Raw genomic sequence first — 17642 nt, 5'->3', positions numbered from 1 at the left:
CACCGGGCTGTTGGCGGCTCACAACTGGACATTGTCGCCGATGCTCAGGCCCCGAAGAACTCGGCGAGCGCCGGGGCGACCCGCTCGGGCCGTCCGTACTGGTTCCTGTTCTGGGTCGCGGCGTGGTCGGTGCCGGGCAGCACGACCGACCGGGCCCCGGGTATCACCGCCGCCACCGCGTGCACCGCGGTCCGCAGGTAGGGCCGGGTGGCACTGCCGGCCAGCAGCGCGGTCCGGGCCCGCAGCCCGGCGAAGTCCCCCGCGCGCTCCGCGTTGTCCGCCACGATCCGCAGGTCGGCCGGCAGTGCCCGGGCGAGCTCGCGCAGGTGCGGCACCCCGGGGGCCGGCGTGGTGGCGTCGTCCCGGCGCAGCATCCGGGCGGTGACGGCGCACAGCAGCCCGCGCGGCACCCACCGCAGAAAGGCCGGTCCCATCTGCGCCGCCCGCATCGCCGTCACCATCGCCTCGACCAGCCGGCCCTCGGCGTACTCGCGTCCGAACCGCTCGATCTGGTCCATCCGGATCGACCCGGCCACCGCGATCGGCGGTTCGAAGGCCACGACCCGCTCGATCCCGGGATCGGCCCGGGCGGCCCGCAGGGCCAGGATCGCGCCCGAGCTGACGCCCAGCACGTCGGTGGATCCGGTCGCCCGGGCCACCGCGACGACGTCGGCCACCTCGGTCGACGGGTCGAACCCACCGTCCGGCCAGGGCCCGCTGCGCCCGCGACCGCGCCGGTCCAGCAGGTGCACGGTGCGGGTGCCGGCCAGCTCGCGGGCCAGGTCGAGCTGGCTGAGCCCGGCCTGCATGGCCCCGTGCACGACCAGCAGGCCCGGCCCCGAGCCGACGCTCCACCAGCCCAGACGGGTGCCGTCCGCGGATTGCCCAGCGCCGGGACGGGGCGTCACGGCCGGCGGGGCAGCAGTCTCACGCGTCATCGTGTATCACCTTCCTGATCGAGAGATTCATCTTAGCTACTAAGATACTTAGCTGACAAGGGAAGGTTCACGTGGCGGACGACCACGCCGACCGGGCGGCGCTGATCGATCGGCTGCGCGTGCTCGGGGAGCGCAACGCGACGGAGACCGCGGTCTTCCAGCAGGCGGCGGCGGCCCACTACGGCCTGGGCGTGTCGGACATGAAGGCGCTCGGCGTGCTGGTCCGGGAGGGCCGGGTCACGGCCGGGCGGCTGGCCGAGGAGCTGCACCTGACCACCGGGGCGGTCACCGGGGTCATCGATCGGTTGACCCGGCGGGGGGTCGCGCGGCGCACCCCCGATCCGGACGACCGGCGCAAGGTCCTGGTCGAGCCCGACCTGGCCGCGCTGGCCGAGGGCGAGAACGTCTACCTGGCCATCGGCCGGGCCTTCGACGAGCTGCACGCCGGGTACCGGCAGCAGGACCTGGAGTTTCTGGCCGACTATCTCGAGCGCTCCATCCAGATCACCCACGAGCAGACGGCGCGGTTGGTCGATGCCCGGCCGGACCGGCGCCGGTCCGGCGGCACATCGGCGGGCTGACCCGGCCCGGCGCCGGCGCTACCGTGGGGAACGTGACCGAGAACACTCTGGACACCACGATCCACGAGGCGGCGGCGGATGCCGACGAGGGGCAGATGCTGCAGTTCGCGCTGGACCGCTCCCGCGCCACCTTCGCCTGGAAGTGCGGCGGCCTGGACGATGCGGCGCTGCGGCGGGCTCACCCGCCGTCCGCGATGACCCTGGGCAGCCTGCTCAAGCACCTGGCCATGGTCGAGGACTGGACGGCGACCCGGCTGACCGGCTGGCCCATGCCCGAACCCTGGCGCTCGGTGGACTGGGACGCCGACCCCGACTATCCCTGGCGCTCGGCCGCCGACGACGGCGCCGACGAGCTGTACCGGCTCTGGTCCACCGCCGCGGATCGCGGCCGGGCCGCCGTGGCCGACGTGCTGGCCGACGGCGGGCTGGACCGGTCGGCCCGGTTCGACCCCGACCCGACCGGCGGCCCAGCGCCCGCCGCCTGCTGGTCGACCTGCACGATGAGTACGCCCGGCACGTCGGGCACGCCGACCTGTTCCGCGAGGCGATCGACGGACTGGTCGGCGAGGACCCGCCTCAGCCGGGCTGAACCACCCAGGAGCCGGCCTGCAGCACCCCGCTCACGGTCAGCGCCTCATCCAGGACCACCAGATCGGCGGCCGCCTGGGGGGCCAGACCGGCCGGCGGCAGGCCCAGCGCGCGGGCCGGGTTGACCGAGGACTGCCGGACCGCGACCAGCAGGGCCTCGTCCCGTGGCCGGGCGCTGTGCAGCACGGCGAACCGGAACACCTGGTCCATGGTCGCGGTGCTGCCGGCAATGGTGTCGGTGCCGGCGACCCGGGCGACCCCGTCCCGGACGTCGACGTCGAGCGCGCCGAGCCGGTAGGCACCGTCGGCCATGCCGGCCGCGGCCATCGCGTCGGTGATCAGGGCGATCCGGTCCGGACCGACGTTGGACGTGACGTCCCGGTACAGCGCCGGATGCAGGTGCACCCCGTCGGTGATCATCTCCACGGTCACCCGCGGGTCCTCCAGCAGCGCGATCACCGGACCCGGCTCGCGGTGGTGCACCGGCCGCATCGCATTGAACAGGTGGGTGCCGACGGTGGCGCCGGCCTCGATCGCGGCTCGGGCCTGCTCGTAGGTGGCGTTGGTGTGGCCGATCGCGGCGATCACCCCGGCGTCGACCAGCCGGCCGATGGCGGCCAGCCCGCCGGCCCGCTCGGGCGCCAGGGTGACCATCCGGATGGTGCCCTGGCCGGCCGCCAGCACCCGGTCGAGCTCGGCCGGGTCGGGGTCACGCAGGGCCGAGAGCTCATGGGCCCCGCAGCGATGCTGGGAGAGCCACGGGCCCTCCAGATGCACACCGGCGACCAGGCCGTCCTGCACCTGCTCGGCCAGGATGCCGACCTGCCGCAGCATTTCCGGCCCGGTCGCGGTGACCAGGGAGGCGACCATCGTGGTGGTGCCGTGCCGCCGGTGCAGCTCGACCGCGGCCTTGGTGGTGGCGAAGCTGGCCTCCGGGAACGCCCCTCCCCCGCCGCCGTGCACATGCATGTCCACGAAGCCGGGGACGATCGTCACCGCGCCCAGGTCCCGGTCGGCCGGCTGGTCGGCTGACCGTGGCGGTGCCCCGTCCCCCAGGGCGACCACCCGTCCGTCGGCGACCTCGATCCAGCCCGGCCGGAGCAGCTCCGCCCCGGTGGCGATGGTGTCGGCGGTGATCAGCATGGAACGGTTCCTTCTCTGTGCTCGTTGCTGTTGATCATGGCGTTCTCTGCTCGACCCGCCGGCGACACGCCGACGGTGCTGCAGAGAACGCCATGATCAACTTCGGGAGGGGTGGGTTCGGGAGGGGCGGGTTCGGGAGGGGCGGGAGTGGGGGGCGGGTCAGATGCCCTGCCAGGCCGGCTTGGCCTGGTAGGTCTCGCGGTAGTAGTCGGCCAGCTGCAGCCGGCTTGCGGCGGCGCCGTCGAGCAGGACCGTCACGTGCGGGTGGTGCTGCAGGATGGTGCCCGGCCAGAGCGCGCTGACCGCGCCCTCGACCAGGTGGTGCACGGCCTCCGCCTTCTGCGGGCCGGTGGCCACCAGCACGATGTGCCGGGCGGCCATGATGGTGCCCAGACCCTGGGTCAGGCAGTGGGTCGGGACCGCGTCCACGTCACCGCCGAAGAACCGGGCGTTGTCGATCCGGGTCTGCCGGGTGAGGGTCTTGATCCGGGTGCGGGAGGCCAGCGAGGAGCCGGGCTCGTTGAACCCGATGTGCCCGACGGTGCCGATGCCCAGGATCTGCAGGTCGACCCCGCCGGCCGCGACGATCGCGTCCTCGTAGGCGGCGCAGAAGGCCGGGATGTCGGTGGCCAGCCCGTCGGGTCCGCGCACCGCGCCCTCGGCGAAGTCGACCCGATCGACGAAGTCCTTGTGGATGACGTTGCGGTAGGTCTCCGGGTGGTCGGCCGGCAGCCCGACGTACTCGTCCAGGGTGAAGCCGCGGGCCTGGGCGAACGAGACCTGGCCGGCGGCGTAGCGGGCGGCCAGCTCGTCGTAGATGGCCAGCGGCGACGATCCGGTGGCCAGGCCGAGGACCGCGTCCGGCTTGCGCTGCACCAGGTTCACGATGGCGTCGGCGGCGAGCGCTCCGATCGCCGTGGTGTCCGGGAGAATGACGATTTCCATTGGGGTTCCCTTAAAGTCGAGGCAGGACGGGGGACGGGGCGGCGGCCGGTTGCCCGGCCGCCGCCCGTCGGTCGATCAGGAGGTGACGGTGAACATCTGCTGTTCGGCGGACAGCTGCCCGCCGGCGGTGATCACGTCGGCCAGCGCGATGTCGTCGGCCTTCTTGTCCATCACGATCACCGGGATGATCGGGTTGCGGCCGCTGGCCACCACCGCCGGCACGTCGTAGGTGATGACCGGCTGACCGGCCGTCACCGCGTCGCCCTGCTTGACCAGGGCGGTGAAGCCTCGCCCTTGAGCTGCACCGTGTCCAGGCCCAGATGCACCAGGACACCGACGTTGTCGTCACTGACGATGATGTAGGCGTGCGGCAGCATCTGCAGCACCTTGCCGCTGATCGGGGCCACCGCGTCGATGATCTCGCGGGGCGGATCGATGGCCGCTCCGTTCCCGACGATGCCCTGGGCGAACGTCGGGTCCGGAACCTGCTGCAGCGGCACGGCGCGACCCGGCACCGGGGCCAGAATCGGCGTGCGGGAGCCGGTTCCGGCCGGCGCGGCGGGAGCGGCGGCCACGGGCTCGGGCTCGTTCACCGGGACCTGGGCCGGGGCGGGACCGGCCATGGCGTCCTTGATGTCGTTCTTGAGCAGCTCGGCCTGGGTGCCGAAGATGGCCTGCACGTTGTTGCCGACCTCGATTACACCGGCGGCGCCGAGCGCCTTGAGCCGGGCCTTGTTCACCTGGTCCTTGTCCGCGACCTCCATGCGCAGCCGGGTGATGCAGGCATCGACGTTGACCAGGTTCTCCCGGCCGCCGAATGCGGCGATCAGCTGCTCGGCCTTAACGGCGGCGGCCGTGGCGACCGAACCGCCGGAGACCGCGACCGGACCGTCCTCGTTGTTGGCGGCCTGCTCGGCCTCGAACTCGTCCTCGGGCTCACGACCCGGGGTGCGCAGGTTCCACCAGCGGATGACCAGGCGGAACAGCACGTAGTAGACGGCGAAGAAGATCACGCCCATGACCAGCAGCATCCACACGTTGTTGGCCGCGAGAGCCGTTCCGTAGAGCAGGAAGTCGATCAGTCCGGCCGAGAACGAGAAGCCCAGATGGATGTCGAGCATGTAGGCCACGGCCAGGGACAGGCCGGTCAGCACCGCGTGCACCACGTACAGCGGGAAGGCCACGAACATGAACGCGAACTCGAGCGGCTCGGTGACACCGGTGAGGAAGGCGGTGATGGCCGCGGCGCCGAGGATGCCGAAGGCGATCTTCTTCTGCTTCTTGTTGGCCATGTGGATCATGGCCAGCGCGGCGGCCGGCAGGCCGAACATCAGGATCGGGTAGAAACCGGAGGTCAGCAGCCCAGCGGTGGGGTCGCCGGCGGCGAACCGGGTCAGCTCACCGGTGACGACATCGCCGCCGGGGACCTGGTAGTCGCCGTAGATGAACCAGATGTAGGTGTTGAGGATGTGGTGCAGGCCGAGCGGGATCAGCATGCGGTTGGCGAACCCGTAGGTGAAGGCGCCGAAAGCACCGGAACCGCCGATGAACTGGCCGACCGAGGTGAGCCCGGCGTCGAAGATCGGGTAGAAGTAGCTCAGCGCGAAGCCCATCACCAGCGAGGCGACCGACACCACGATCGGGACGAACCGGCGCCCACCGAAGAAGCCGAGATAGGACGGCAGTTGGATGGTGTGGTACCGGTCGAACAGCAACGCGGTGACCAGACCGACCAGAATGCCGGCGAAGACGCTGTAGTTGATCTGGGCCTGGACCCCGGCGACGTCGACGACGCCCTCCAGGACGATCGGCGACATGGTCTTGAAGACCGCCTCGATCACCAGGTACCCCGCGGCCGCGGCCAGCGCGGTGGATCCGTCGGCCTTCTTGGCGAAGCCGATGGCCACACCGATGGCGAACAGCAGCGGCAGGTTGGCGAACACCGCGCCGCCGGCCGCGCTCATCGCCTCGAAGAACGGGCCGATGACCGGGGTCTTGATGCCGCCGAGCAGGTCGGGCTGACCCAACCGGAGCAGGATGCCGGCCGCCGGCAGCAGCGCGATCGGCAGCATCAGGCTCTTGCCGAGGCGCTGCAGCTGGGCGAATCCGGGGATGCGCAGCCCGGACTTCTTGGCCGACTTGGCCGTCGAGTTCTTGGTCGACACCGCGGTCGACTCCTTGACTGTGCTCATCAGCGATGACCTCGCAAGGTTCTGTCCTCCTGGTTGGTGGCCGGTCGACCGGTGTCGGCGGAACGGTGCCCGATGGGTGATCGTGGGAATCGTCTGGATTGGTATAGACCAACTTGCTGCGACTAGATTGGCATAGACCAATCGATCCGTCAAGAGATCGGCACCCCCCAAATATGTTGATCATGGAAGGGTGCCGGTATGACCGAGCCAGAACGGCAATCTGCCCATGAACGACTGGGGGCCCTTGCGGGCCGTCCCGTGGCGGCGAAAATGTTCTTGGTGCTGCCCTCGGGTTGTCTGACGTCGATGTTGATTGGTGCCGGCGAGCCTGGCCATGAACTGGACGCTGGAGGTCGGTCAGGGATCCCGTGGTGTTGCTTCGAGCACGTGACTGATCGTCTTTGCCGGGAGACCTCCCACCCGACGGCGGCACCACCCGTCACAAGGGATACCGGAAACGGAGGTAAGGCTGATGCCGGTGATCGACGACGACGAGATCGCCTACGGCCGGGTCGCGGGGATGGACATCTCCAAGCGCGATGTCAAGGTCGCGGTCCGGCTGATCGAGAACGGCCGGGTCAAACGACTCAAGGTCCGCACCTTCGCCACGACGACACCATCGCTGCTGCGGCTACGGGACTGGCTGACCGAACTGGACATCGAGCTGGTCGCGATGGAATCGACCGGGGTGTACTGGAAACCATTGTTCCTGGTGCTGGAAGACCAGTTCAGATGCTGGCTACTCAACCCGCGGGACGTCAAACGGGTACCGGGCAACAAGACCGACGTCAAGGACGCCGAATGGATCGCTCGGATGGCTCAGCTCGGGCTCGTCACACCCTCGTTCGTGCCGGACATCCCGGTGCGGGAGCTGCGGGAGTTGACCCGGTACCGCAGCAACGTGGTCCGCGACCGGACCCGCGCCGTGCAACGGCTGCAGGATCTGCTCGAATCCGCCGGGATCAAGCTGTCCAGCACGGTCAGCGACATCACCGGCAAATCGGCCACCGCGATGCTGCACGCGATGATCAACGACCCGGCCGGGGCGATGAGTGATCCCCGCCAGGTCGCGGACCTGGCGCTGGTCCGGATGCGCAGCAAGCTCCCGGAACTGACCGAGGCCCTGACCGGACACTTCACCGACCACCACGCGCGACTGGCCGCCACGATGATGCGACAGATCAACGACCTCGACACGCTCCTCACGGACCTGGACCAACAGATCGACCAGGAGATCGCCCCTTTCGCCCGAGCGGTTGACCACCTCGAGACGATCCCGGGAGTCAGCCGCCGCGCCGCGATGATCATCGTCTCCGAGATCGGGATCGACATGAGCCGGTTCACCGGGACCGACCGGCTGGCCTCGTGGGCCGGGCTCAGCCCCGGGAACAACGAATCAGCCGGACGACACCTCTCGACCCGGACCCGCAAGGGCAACCGGTCACTACGCGCAGTGCTGTTCCAGTGCGCCAAGGCCGCCGCCCGCACCCACAGCACGTACCTGGCCGCGAAGTACGCCGATCTGTGTACCCGGATGAAACCAACCAAAGCCCTGGTCGCGATCTCCAGGATCATCCTGGAGACCTGTCACCACCTGATCCGCAAAGACACCGACTACCACGACCTCGGACCCACCTACCTGAACGAATACCGCCGCCGCGACCTGGACAAGAACCGGATCCGCCGCGCCCGCACCATCCTCGAAACCAACGGCTACACCGTCACCCACAACGACGCCGCATGAACTAACCCCGCCCCGCCAACCCCCACGCCCGTCACCAACCAGCCCACACCAGCAGGCCGGCAACTCAAACACGCCCCCGTCCGAGCCGCCCGTCACCTATTTTCGACTGATCAACAGCAGGAGGAGGCCGCGCGGGGAAGGCGACGCGGGGAGGGCAGGCGCGGGCAGGGGCCGGCGAGGGAGCGGGTGCGCCGACCGGACGCCCCGACGCAGGTCAGCCCAGGGTCAGGCGGGCGGTCAGGTCACGGCGGCTGCTGACCCCGACCTTGCCGAAGATCTTCTTCAGATGATCCTGCACGGTGTGCGGCGACAGGTGCAGGGCGGACGCGATCGATTGGGTGCTGGCCCCCTGCAGGACCAGCAGCGCGACGTCCTCCTCCCGGGCCGTCAGTCCGTGGGCGGCCAGGGCGAGCCGGCTCAGGGCGGCCCGGGGTGTGGGATCGATGGTGACGACCGTGTCGCCGCCGTCCGGTCCGGACAGCGGTGCGGCCCGCAGGCGCAGCCACCGGCCCGAGGGCGTATGGGCCACCGTCTGCGCCGGCTCTCCGCGAGTCCGGGTCGTGGCCACCAGAGTGAGCACGCTGGCCGGCAGCGAGCCGTGGTCCCACCCGCCGAGCTCGGCCACGGCGGCGTCGGCCGAGGACGTGAGATGGGTGACCTGGTCGGCGCGGTCGACGATCAGCACGGCCTGCAGCGGCGTGCCGGCGGCCTCCGGGTGCGGCATGGGCCGGAACAGGCTCCGGGCCAGCGCTGCACCCAGCAGACCGGCGACCCCGGCCAGCTGATCGACGTCGCCCTCGTTGAACGGTGGCTCGTCATGAGCGCGGTAGAGGGCCATCCCGCCCCAGATCACCCCCCGGCTGGGGAACACCACCCGTAGTTCGTCGGTGAACCCGAACCGGGGCCGCATGAATTCGCGGTGCCGCCGACACCGCTCCGGATGGCCGCCGGTGTCCAGCCACAACGCCCCGACCGGCGGGGTCCGGCGGGCGATCTCGGCAAAGGAGTTCAGGTCCGGTGGCCCGTATTCCACGGCGGCGAACTCCTCGTCGCCCACCCCCAACGACCGGGTCTTCGACGCCCAGGTGACCACCCAGCTGGCCGGATCGGTGACGGCCAGACATCCGAAGTCGTACCGGACGTAGCGAGCCACCGATGCGTACACCAGGTCCGCCAACGCCGACACGTGCAGATCGGCGACGGTGGCTTCGGCGAGCAGGTCGGGCAACGGCCGCCACGGTGTGTGCACCTGACCATCATCGACGGATCGACCCCGCGGGCAAGATCCCAAGTTCTTGGAATGTCCGCTCCGGCGGCCGATGGCGACGCTTGCCGCATGACGAACACCCGCTCCGAACAACCCGCCGGCCGTGACCTCGAGCACGAACCCATGACGCCGCGCCGGCTGGACCCACGGCTCAGCCCGGCCCCGACGGCCGTCGAGAATCCCTTGGTCGACGTGCGCGACATGATCGTCGTGCACACCGCGATGCTGCGGGAGTTCCGGCTCGCCCCGCGGGCCGTTGCCCGGGTCCCCACCGGCGCGCACCGGGCCGCCCGGCGGGTCGACGCCCACCTGCAGCTGATGTGCGATCTCCTGCACCACCACCACACCGGCGAGGACGAGCTGCTGTGGCCGCCGCTGCGCGCGCTGCTCACCGCCGACGATCTGGCCCGCCTCGAGGAGGCGCAAGCCCAGCACACCGACATCGACCGCGCTCTCGAACGGGTCGGCCGCGCCCGGCAGCGCTGGACCACCGACGTCGACGACGCGAGTCGGGACTTGCTGATCACCGCGCTGGACGAGCTGCTGGGGCTGCTGGTCACGCACCTGGACACCGAGGAACGCGAACTCCTGCCGTTGGCTGCCGCCCACCTGACCCCGGCCCAGTGGGCCGCGGTCGGTGCGGCCGGAGCCGCGTCGGTGCCGAAGTCGAAGATGCTGTTGGTGTTCGGGATGTTCGCCTACGAAGGCGATCCCGACGTGCTGCGGACCATGCTCGAGTCCGCGCCGCCGCCGGCCCGAGGCATCGTGCCGTTGCTGGCCCCGCGGATCTACGCGCGCTACGCCCGCCGCCTGCACGGCACGCCCCGACCCTGACCGATCCCAACCACACCGATCCCAACCGCACCGATCCCAACCGCACCGAGGAGACCCCCGTGACCACCACCGAACTGCCGCACGCGCTCAACCGGGAATGGGCCGCCGCCTTCAATGCCGGCGATCTGGACACCCTGATGGGCATGTACGAACCCGACGCCGTGCTGGTTCCCGGCCCGGGCGCCGAGCCGGTTCAGGGCACCCGCGCCATCCGCGCCGCCCTGGAATGGTTCCTCGGCCTGGGCGGGACGCTGCACTTCACCCCCCGGCACTGGCTGGTCAGTGGCGACCTGGCCCTGAGCAGTGTTGCCTTCCACATGGAGGGCGGCCGCGACGCCGATGGCCGGCCCGTCGTGCTGCGGGGCGTCACCGCCGAGGTCCTCCGACGGCAACCCGGCGGCCGCTGGCAGTACGTCGTCGATCATCCTTTCGGCGGCGGCTCGCCGGACCTGCTCGATCCGGCCTGACGTTCGGGCCGCGGGCCGCCATGGAGAATCGGCCGCTAGAGTGATTGGCGTAGACCATTGCCGCTGGCCGAGGACCACGAGGGGCCGTCCGTGCTGAAGGTGCCGAAGTACTACCAGGTGAAGAGCCAGATCCTGGAGCTCATCGCCGGGTTGGCGCCCGGGTCCCCGGTGCCGACCGAACGCGAGCTGGCCGAACGGTTCGGCACCTCCCGCACGACGGTCCGGCAGGCCATCGCCGAACTCGTCGTCGACGGCCGGCTGGAGCGGACCCAGGGCCGTGGCACCTTCGTCGCCGAGCCCAAGTTGATGCAGGTCCGGCAACTGACCTCGTTCTCCCAGGACCTGCAGGAGGAGGGCTGGCAGCCGGGCAGCGTCCTGCTGGGGATCACCGAGCGGCCGGCCGACGAGCAGGTGGCCCGGCACCTGGGCATCGACCCCGGCGCGAGCTTCCACCGGGTGGAGCGGCTGCGCACCGCCGGCGACGAGCCGATCGCGCACGAGATCGCGCACCTGCCTGGCCCGTTGCCGGACCTGGGCAACGAGTTGCAATGGCGCGGTTCGCTCTACCGGACCCTGCGCGAGGTGTTCGGGATCGAGATCGCCGCGGTCGAGGACGTGGTGGAGACCGCGCTGGCCGACCCGGTCGAGGCGTCGCTGCTGGGGGTGGACACCGGGTTGCCGATGCTGCTGGTGCACCGCACGGGGTGGGCCGAGAACGGGCAGATCGTGGAGTGGACCCGGTCGGTGTTCCGGGGCGACCGGTTCCGCTTCGTCGCCCGGCACCGGCTCGGCGACGACGTGCCGCTGCCGATCGGGGCCGGCTGAGCGCCCCCGACGCCGGCCGACGAGCGGATCAGAGCGCCTCGGGCTCCGGGCCGAAGACGAAGCTGCGCCCGCTGACGTGGCTGGGCTGGATCCGCACGAACACCTGCTTGACGGTGGCCACCCATGGCCGCAAGCCAGAGTTGGCCGCGTCCTCGAAGTCCTCGCCCCATTCGGTCGGATGCGCGTGGCCCTTGACCACCACGCTCCATCCGGATTCCTGGTCGAATCCGTCGATCTCCAGGGCGACGACATCGTTGACCGTGAGCGCGGCCAGCTTGGTGCCCGGCGCCGTCCGGAACACCAGGGTGCCGCGCTGCACCACGTAGTTGATCGGGAAGATCTCCGGCTCGTTCCCGACGGCCAGGGCGAGGCGGCCGAACTGATTTCCGCGCAGCAGGTCCCAGCACGCGTCGGGAGCCATGGGGGTCACGGGGACGAGGGTCTCGGTCATGGACCGATGATGGTGGGCCGGATCCGCTGCGGCCAGTGACCTAAGTCCTGCCCTGCGTGAGCGCCTGGGTGATCAGCGCCACCCGGCGCAGCCGGTCCCGCCAGTACGCCGTCGCCTCGGCGCCGGCGGCCACCTCGTCGATCCGATCCGGATCCGGTGCCCGGGTGACGACCTCGAGCGCCCCGTCCACGGGCCGGGGCGGCCGGCCGCACACGTCGTCGGCCAGCAGCACGCCCGTGCCGAGCCCGCAGGCGTAGGGCAACTCGGGCAACGCCGCGGCCAGGGCGATGCCGGCGGTCAGCCCGACCGCGCTGTCCACCGCCGAGGACACCACCGCGGGCACTCCGGCGCCCTGCGCGATCCGCAGCGCCGCGCGCACCCCGCCCAGCGGCGCGACCTTGACGATGGCCACGTCGGCCGCGTCGGCCAGCCGCACCGCGGCCGGGTCGGCGGCCCCGCGGATCGACTCGTCGGCGGCGATCTTGGGCCGGACCCGCAGCCGCAGCTCGGCCAGCTCGGCCAGGGTGCGGCAGGGCTGCTCGACGTACTCCAGCCCCTCGGCGGCCTCGTCCAGCCGGGCGATGGCCGGGATCGCCTCGGCCACGGTCCAGGCCCCGTTGGCGTCGATCCGGATCGCCCCGGTCGGGCCGAGCGCCCGGCGCACCGCCGCCACCCGGTCCAGGTCGGCCGCCAGTTCCATCCCCGGGTCGGCCACCTTGACCTTGGCCGTCCGGCACCCCGACGCGGCGACCAGATCCGCCGCCCGGGCCGGGTCGATGACCGGGACGATGATGTTGACCGGCACCCGGTCGCGCCGCGGCTCGGGCCAGCCGACGGTGGCCGACTCGATCGCCGCCCGCAGCCACGGCACGCACTGCTCGTCGGAGTAGTCGCGGAACGGCGCGAACTCGCCCCAGCCGGCCGGCCCGGGCAGCAGCACGCCCTCGCGCACCGTCACGCCACGGAACCGGTGCACCATCGGCACCGAGAACACGCGGGCCCCGGCCAGCAGCTCGGCGGGCGAATCGGCCGGCCCGCGGTCCTCGGTCACGTCCCCATCGTGCCCGTCGGCAGCCCGATCGTCATGGCCACCCCACCCTCCGGGGCCGGGCCGGCAGTGATGGTGGCGCCGAGGCGTTGCAGCAGGCCGTGGGCCAGGGCCAGGCCCAGCCCGGCGCCGGTGGGTCGCCGCCCGCGGTAGCGGCGGTGCAGCTCCCCCGGCACGAACGCGACCGGATAGTCCTCGGCCGTCAATCCGGGGCCGCCGTCGCGTACCGCCAGCGTGGCCGCACCCGGTCCGGCGACCAGGGACAGCACCAGCACCTGGCCGGGCGCCAGCTGCCGCAGCGCGTTCTCGGCCAACCCGTCCAGCACCTGACGCAGCCGCCGCGGATCGGTCCGGGCCGGCACCGGATGCGACGGGACCTCGACGATCAGCGGGATGCCGGCGGCCTCGCAGCGGGGGCGCCAGACCCGGGCCATCTCGGTCAGCAGGGCGGTCAGGTCGACCGGCTGGACGTCCAGGGTGAACTGGTCGGCGCCCAGCCGGGCCAGGTCGAGCAGGTCGCCGACCAGCCGGTTCATCCGCGCGGCCTCGGCGCCGATGCTCCGGCCGACCTCGGCCTGCTCGGCCGGGGCGACCAGGCCGTCGGCCAGGGCCTGCGCCTGCCCGCTGATCCCGGCCAGCGGGGTGCGCAGCTCGTGGGAGACCGAGGCCAGGAAGTCCCGTTGCCGGGATTCGCTGTGCTGCAACGCATCGGCCAGCTCGTTCACCGCGATCGAGACGTCGGCGACCTCCCGCGGTCCGGCGACCGGGACCCGCACGTCCCGGGCGCCGTGGCCCATGTCCCGGGCCAGGTCGGCGGTGCGCCGCAGCGGGGCCGACACCACCCGGGCGATCAGCAGCCCGATCAGCACGGCGGCGAGCAGTCCGGCCACCGCGGACCAGATGAGCCGGCCCTCCACGGTGCGCCGGGTCTCGGCGGCCACGTCGGCCGGGGTGACCAGGGCGAACCCGCCGGCGCCGGTCGAGCGGGCCTCCACCAGTTGCAGCTCGCCACCGGTCGTCGCCCGGCCCGACACCGACCGGCCGGCCACCGCCCCGGTCGCCCCGGCTTGTTGGGCGGCCCGGACCGCCACCGGGCTGGCGCCGGACAGGGTGCCGTCGGCGGCGATGAGCACGACCCGGGTGTCCTGACCGCCCAGCGCGGTCGCGGTCGCGGCCAGGACGGCGTCGGCCCGGGCCGGATCGGCGGTGATCTGCGCCTGCACCAGGTTCGCCCGGTCCGACAGGGCCTCGCTGGAGATGTCCAGCAGGCTGCGGCGCACCAGCAGCACCCCGGCCACCGCGGCCACCGCGGCGACCAGCACCGCGACGGCGATCACCAGCAGGGTGACCCGGACGGCCAGGGACGTGCGGGCCCGCCCGCCCGCGCCGCTCACCGCGGCGAGACGGCTTCGGGCCGGTCCTCGGCCGAGTAGCCGACTCCCCGGACGGTCCGGATGGGGCTGGCCGTCCCCAGTTTGGCGCGCAACGCGGCGACGTGGACGTCCACGGTGCGGGCCCCGGCGGCACTCGCGTACCCCCACACCGAGCTGAGCAGCCCGGCCCGCTCGAACACCCGGCCCGGATGCCGGGCCAGGTGCACCAGCAGGTCGAACTCGGTCGCCGTCAGGTCGACCGGACGGGGTGCGGGCTCCCCCGGTCCCGGTTCGACCCAGACCCGGCGCCGGCCGGGATCGATCCGCACCCGGCCCACCTGCAGGGTGGTCCCCCCGGCCGCCGCCGGGCCGCCGGTCCGGCGCAGCACCGCCCGCAAGCGGGCGACCAGTTCGCGCGGGTTGAACGGTTTGACCAGGTAATCGTCGCCGCCCAGTTCCAGACCCAGGATGCGATCGACGTCCTCGTCGCGGGCGGTGACGAACAACACCGGGGTCCAATCGCCGGCCTCGCGCAGCCGCCGGCACAGGTCCAGCCCGTCCATGTCCGGCAGCCCGATGTCGAGCACCACGGCGGTGGGCCGGTCGGTCCGGACGGCGGCCAACCCCTCTTGGCCCGTGCGGCACCACCGGACGCCGAAGCCGGCGGCGGTCAGGTAGCGGCGGATGACGTCGGCGATGACCGACTCGTCCTCCACCACCACGACTAGCCCCCGATCAGCACCCCGATCGGCACCGGCGTCGTCATGTGCGGCCATGGGTCAACCTTGACCGGTCCCGGCCGATGCGGCCAGCAGACACGTCCTAACTGCAATGCGCCTGCTGGACGGCCTGCAGGTCCGCGACGATCGTGGCCGCCGGGTCCTTGACCTGTGAGCGCAGGGCGGCCGCGTCGGCCAGGAGCTTGGACAGCTCGGGGTTGCTGGTGGCCAGCGCCTGCGATTTGGCCTGCAGCCAGGCGACCGAGCCCCGGGTGTTCGCGTCGCCGTCGAGGAGGGTCTGCAGCTTCTGCCGGCGTTGCAGGGCCTTGTCGATCCGGTCGCAGTATTTGGGCTTGTCGGTGCCGGTGGCCGCCTGGGTGGCCGAGACCGCCTGGCCGGTGACCGGTTGCGCGGCCGCGGGACCGGCCAGGGCCACCGTCGCGGCCATCGCGGTGGCCGCGACGCCTCCCGCCAGCACGCTCCAGATCGCCTTCTTCGCCATCGTCGTCCTCCTTGAACGGCCGGACTCGCGCCCGGATCGGTATCAACACCAGTGACCTTGGGCGCCGGGTTTGCAGCGACGGTCCGGGAACTGTTCAGGTTCGATGAAGACGGGCAGCCCGCCGGCTTGCCTTGACCCGGGCGTCAATGTCTACCGTCGGGGTCATGAGGATGCGCGTCCTGAGGATCGGGCCATGAGGATCGGGCCATGAGGATCGGGGAAGCGGCCCGGCGGGCCGGCACGACGACCCGGGCCCTGCGCTTCTACGAGTCGCAGGGGCTGTTGGATGCCGATCGGTCGGCCAACGGGTACCGCGAGTACGACGAGCGCGACGTACGGGTGGTGGTGGAGATCCGTTCGCTGCAGGCCGAGGGGTTGAGCCTGGAGGAGACCCGGCCGTTCGTCGAGTGCCTGCGGGCGGGCCACGACGCGTCCGACTCGTGCGCCGATTCCTTCGAGATGTACTCCCACAAATTGGCCGAGGTCGACGCGCAGATCGAACGACTGCAGGCGATCCGGGCCGCCCTGCTCACCCGGCAGGCCGCCGCGGCCGCCCGCGCCATCGTCGGCTGCCGCGCCCCCCTGGACCTGAATGTGGACCGAGAAAGGCCATCGTCATGATCACCGAGACCGAACTGGTGCGTTCCGTCACCGACGAGAATTTCGCCGACCAGGTGCTGGCCCGACCGGAACCGGTGCTGGTCGACTTCTGGGCGCAGTGGTGCCCGCCGTGCCACATGATCGCGCCGGTGCTGGCCAAGATCGCGGCCGAACGAGCCGGCACGCTGACCGTCCGCACGATCGACAACGATGCGAACCCGGTGACCGGAGCCCGGTTCCGGGTCATGTCGCTGCCGACGCTGATCCTGTTCGTGGCCGGCGAGCCGGTCGCGACGTTCGTCGGGGCCCAGCCCAAGGCCCGGCTGCTGGCCCGCATCGACGACGCGTTGCGCTGACTCAGGCCGGCTCGCGGCGCACCGCGCCCGGGCCGAGCCGGCCGGCCACCGCGCGGCTGGTGTCCAGGTCGTGCCCGGCCGCGCACCGCAGGACCAGGCGGACCGGCTCGCCGCAGTCCCGGTGGGCGAACTCGACCGGCGGCCCGGCCTCGTCGGCCAGATAGCGATTGCCCCACTCCTGCAGCGCGATCAGCACCGGGTACAGATCCAGACCCTTGTCGGTTAGCCGATATTCGTGGCGTTCGCGCTGGCCGGGCACCCGGTAGGGCACCCGCCGCAGGACCCCGTCGTCGACCAGCCGGCGCAGCCGGTCGGTGAGCACCTGGCGTGGGATGGCGGTGCGCAAGGTCATGTCGTCGAACCGGCGGATGCCCTGGAACACCTCGCGCAGCACGATCAGCGACCAGCGGTCGCCCATCACGTCCAGGCTTCGCTGGATGGTGCAGTTGTCGACCGACCACTGCAGGGCTTCAGGCGCGGACATTCTCCGATCGTCAGCCCCCTGGGTCTACTTGTCAAACTCAGCTCGGCGTGCGACGCTGCGTTCATGACGCAGACCCAGACCCCCGCCGAGCGCACCCGGGAGCACCGCTGGGTGGACCCGGCGATCGCGCTGGCTTCCCTGTCCCGGCTCAGCGGCCTGGAATTCCTGCAGGAGATGACCGCCGGCCGGGTGCCGTCGCCGCCGATCTCCTCGACCCTGGACTTCGCCGACTTCACCGTCGAGCCGGGCCGGGTGACCGTCGAGCTCGACCCGGCCGAGTTCCACATGAACCCGCTGGGCACGGTGCACGGCGGGGTGATTGCCGCACTGCTGGACACCGCCTGCGCGTGCGCGGTGCACACCACCCTGCCGGCCGGCACCGGCTACACCAGCCTGGACCTGAACACCCGATTCCTGCGTCCGGTGCGGGCCGGCGGCGGCCGGATCCGGTGTGTCGGCACGGTATTGACCTCAGGCTCGCGCACCGCCACCGCACAGGCCCATCTGCTCGACGCCGGGGACCGGCTGCTGGCCCACGCCACCTCCTCCTGCCTGATCTTTCCCATCGCCGGCTGAATTCAGCGG

19 protein-coding genes and 3 pseudogenes are annotated in these 17642 nt (G+C 71.7%); 10 read left to right on the top strand and 12 right to left on the bottom strand.

What is annotated here, in order from left to right; all coding sequences use genetic code 11:
* Positions 1 to 44 precede the first annotated feature (44 nt).
* Positions 45 to 938, bottom strand: coding sequence for an alpha/beta fold hydrolase (locus NAMU_RS04810; RefSeq protein ID WP_015746287.1), 894 nt, complete (start codon positions 936 to 938; stop codon positions 45 to 47).
* Between the two features lie 71 nt (positions 939 to 1009).
* Between NAMU_RS04810 and NAMU_RS04805 the strand changes: the two genes are divergently transcribed.
* The 3 genes and pseudogenes from NAMU_RS04805 (at position 1010) to NAMU_RS31680 (ending at position 2108) form a co-directional block, all read left to right on the top strand.
* On the top strand, positions 1010 to 1519 hold the full coding sequence (locus NAMU_RS04805; protein WP_015746286.1) for a MarR family winged helix-turn-helix transcriptional regulator: 510 nt from the start codon (positions 1010 to 1012) through the stop codon (positions 1517 to 1519).
* A gap of 95 nt (positions 1520 to 1614) precedes the next feature.
* Positions 1615 to 1878: pseudogene (locus tag NAMU_RS31365) on the top strand (mycothiol transferase); the annotation flags it as partial.
* The gene (locus tag NAMU_RS31680) at positions 1782 to 2108 is read left to right on the top strand and encodes a mycothiol transferase (RefSeq protein WP_407669228.1); all 327 of its coding nucleotides are present in this window, start codon (positions 1782 to 1784) and stop codon (positions 2106 to 2108) included. The pseudogene NAMU_RS31365 and the gene NAMU_RS31680, both read left to right, overlap by 97 nt.
* Here the strand turns inward: NAMU_RS31680 and nagA are convergent.
* The 4 genes and pseudogenes from nagA to NAMU_RS04780 all read right to left on the bottom strand — a co-directional run.
* Complete coding sequence (gene nagA / locus NAMU_RS04795) at positions 2096 to 3250, bottom strand: N-acetylglucosamine-6-phosphate deacetylase (protein WP_015746285.1); 1155 nt, start codon at positions 3248 to 3250, stop codon at positions 2096 to 2098. The genes NAMU_RS31680 and nagA overlap by 13 nt on opposite strands.
* 159 nt (positions 3251 to 3409) lie before the next feature.
* Positions 3410 to 4195, bottom strand: a complete 786-nt coding sequence (gene nagB / locus NAMU_RS04790) for a glucosamine-6-phosphate deaminase (protein WP_015746284.1) — start codon at positions 4193 to 4195, stop codon at positions 3410 to 3412.
* 75 nt (positions 4196 to 4270) lie between these two features.
* A pseudogene (locus NAMU_RS31675) lies at positions 4271 to 4662 on the bottom strand (PTS sugar transporter subunit IIA); the annotation flags it as partial.
* Between the two features lie 153 nt (positions 4663 to 4815).
* Positions 4816 to 6387, bottom strand: a pseudogene (locus tag NAMU_RS04780) (PTS transporter subunit EIIC); the annotation flags it as partial.
* Positions 6388 to 6859: 472 nt separating this feature from the next.
* Here NAMU_RS04780 and NAMU_RS04775 point away from each other — a divergent pair.
* A complete protein-coding gene (locus NAMU_RS04775) occupies positions 6860 to 8131 on the top strand; it encodes an IS110 family RNA-guided transposase (RefSeq protein WP_015746281.1) in 1272 nt (423 codons plus the stop codon).
* Between the two features lie 214 nt (positions 8132 to 8345).
* Here the strand turns inward: NAMU_RS04775 and NAMU_RS04770 are convergent, their stop codons facing one another.
* Positions 8346 to 9380, bottom strand: a complete 1035-nt coding sequence (locus tag NAMU_RS04770; RefSeq protein ID WP_015746280.1) for a helix-turn-helix transcriptional regulator — start codon at positions 9378 to 9380, stop codon at positions 8346 to 8348.
* Between the two features lie 87 nt (positions 9381 to 9467).
* Between NAMU_RS04770 and NAMU_RS04765 the strand changes: the two genes are divergently transcribed.
* The 3 genes from NAMU_RS04765 (at position 9468) to NAMU_RS04755 (ending at position 11524) form a co-directional block, all read left to right on the top strand.
* Positions 9468 to 10232, top strand: a complete 765-nt coding sequence (locus tag NAMU_RS04765; protein WP_217180751.1) for a hemerythrin domain-containing protein — start codon at positions 9468 to 9470, stop codon at positions 10230 to 10232.
* Between the two features lie 59 nt (positions 10233 to 10291).
* The gene (locus tag NAMU_RS04760) at positions 10292 to 10699 is read left to right on the top strand and encodes a YybH family protein (protein WP_015746278.1); all 408 of its coding nucleotides are present in this window, start codon (positions 10292 to 10294) and stop codon (positions 10697 to 10699) included.
* Between the two features lie 90 nt (positions 10700 to 10789).
* Positions 10790 to 11524: a GntR family transcriptional regulator gene (locus NAMU_RS04755; RefSeq protein ID WP_015746277.1), complete on the top strand. Its 735-nt coding sequence runs from the start codon at positions 10790 to 10792 to the stop codon at positions 11522 to 11524.
* A 28-nt stretch (positions 11525 to 11552) separates the two neighbouring features.
* Here the strand turns inward: NAMU_RS04755 and NAMU_RS04750 are convergent, their stop codons facing one another.
* Genes NAMU_RS04750 through NAMU_RS04730 form a run of 5 tightly spaced genes read right to left on the bottom strand, consistent with a single transcriptional unit; the run spans position 11553 to position 15617 of the window.
* Positions 11553 to 11975, bottom strand: coding sequence for a pyridoxamine 5'-phosphate oxidase family protein (locus tag NAMU_RS04750; protein ID WP_015746276.1), 423 nt, complete (start codon positions 11973 to 11975; stop codon positions 11553 to 11555).
* 40 nt (positions 11976 to 12015) lie between these two features.
* Positions 12016 to 13026: an o-succinylbenzoate synthase gene (locus NAMU_RS04745; RefSeq protein WP_015746275.1), complete on the bottom strand. Its 1011-nt coding sequence runs from the start codon at positions 13024 to 13026 to the stop codon at positions 12016 to 12018.
* Complete coding sequence (locus tag NAMU_RS04740) at positions 13023 to 14417, bottom strand: sensor histidine kinase (RefSeq protein WP_015746274.1); 1395 nt, start codon at positions 14415 to 14417, stop codon at positions 13023 to 13025. The genes NAMU_RS04745 and NAMU_RS04740 overlap by 4 nt, the downstream gene beginning before the upstream one ends.
* Entirely contained in the window at positions 14414 to 15172 is a 759-nt protein-coding gene (locus tag NAMU_RS04735) for a response regulator transcription factor (protein ID WP_015746273.1), read from the bottom strand. Before NAMU_RS04735 ends, NAMU_RS04740 begins: the two co-directional genes overlap by 4 nt.
* Positions 15173 to 15218: 46 nt before the next feature.
* Positions 15219 to 15617, bottom strand: coding sequence for a hypothetical protein (locus NAMU_RS04730; RefSeq protein WP_015746272.1), 399 nt, complete (start codon positions 15615 to 15617; stop codon positions 15219 to 15221).
* 207 nt (positions 15618 to 15824) lie between these two features.
* On the opposite strand from NAMU_RS04730, the gene NAMU_RS04725 reads away from it, so the two are divergent.
* On the top strand, positions 15825 to 16238 hold the full coding sequence (locus tag NAMU_RS04725; protein WP_015746271.1) for a MerR family transcriptional regulator: 414 nt from the start codon (positions 15825 to 15827) through the stop codon (positions 16236 to 16238).
* Positions 16235 to 16573, top strand: a complete 339-nt coding sequence (gene trxA, locus NAMU_RS04720) for a thioredoxin (RefSeq protein ID WP_015746270.1) — start codon at positions 16235 to 16237, stop codon at positions 16571 to 16573. The genes NAMU_RS04725 and trxA overlap by 4 nt, the downstream gene beginning before the upstream one ends.
* Position 16574: 1 nt before the next feature.
* Here trxA and NAMU_RS04715 read toward each other — a convergent pair whose 3' ends face one another.
* Entirely contained in the window at positions 16575 to 17057 is a 483-nt protein-coding gene (locus tag NAMU_RS04715; protein ID WP_015746269.1) for a winged helix-turn-helix transcriptional regulator, read from the bottom strand.
* 63 nt (positions 17058 to 17120) lie between these two features.
* Between NAMU_RS04715 and NAMU_RS04710 the strand changes: the two genes are divergently transcribed.
* Positions 17121 to 17633 carry a PaaI family thioesterase gene (locus NAMU_RS04710; RefSeq protein ID WP_015746268.1) on the top strand — a complete coding sequence of 171 codons (513 nt, stop codon included), beginning with the start codon at positions 17121 to 17123 and terminating at the stop codon, positions 17631 to 17633.
* Positions 17634 to 17642: the final 9 nt, after the last annotated feature.

This window comes from Nakamurella multipartita DSM 44233 (genome assembly GCF_000024365.1).
Taxonomy (GTDB): Bacteria; Actinomycetota; Actinomycetes; order Mycobacteriales; family Nakamurellaceae; genus Nakamurella; species Nakamurella multipartita.
The sequence above is the reverse complement of the archived record's forward strand: the minus strand, read 5'-3'. Positions and strand labels throughout refer to the sequence as shown.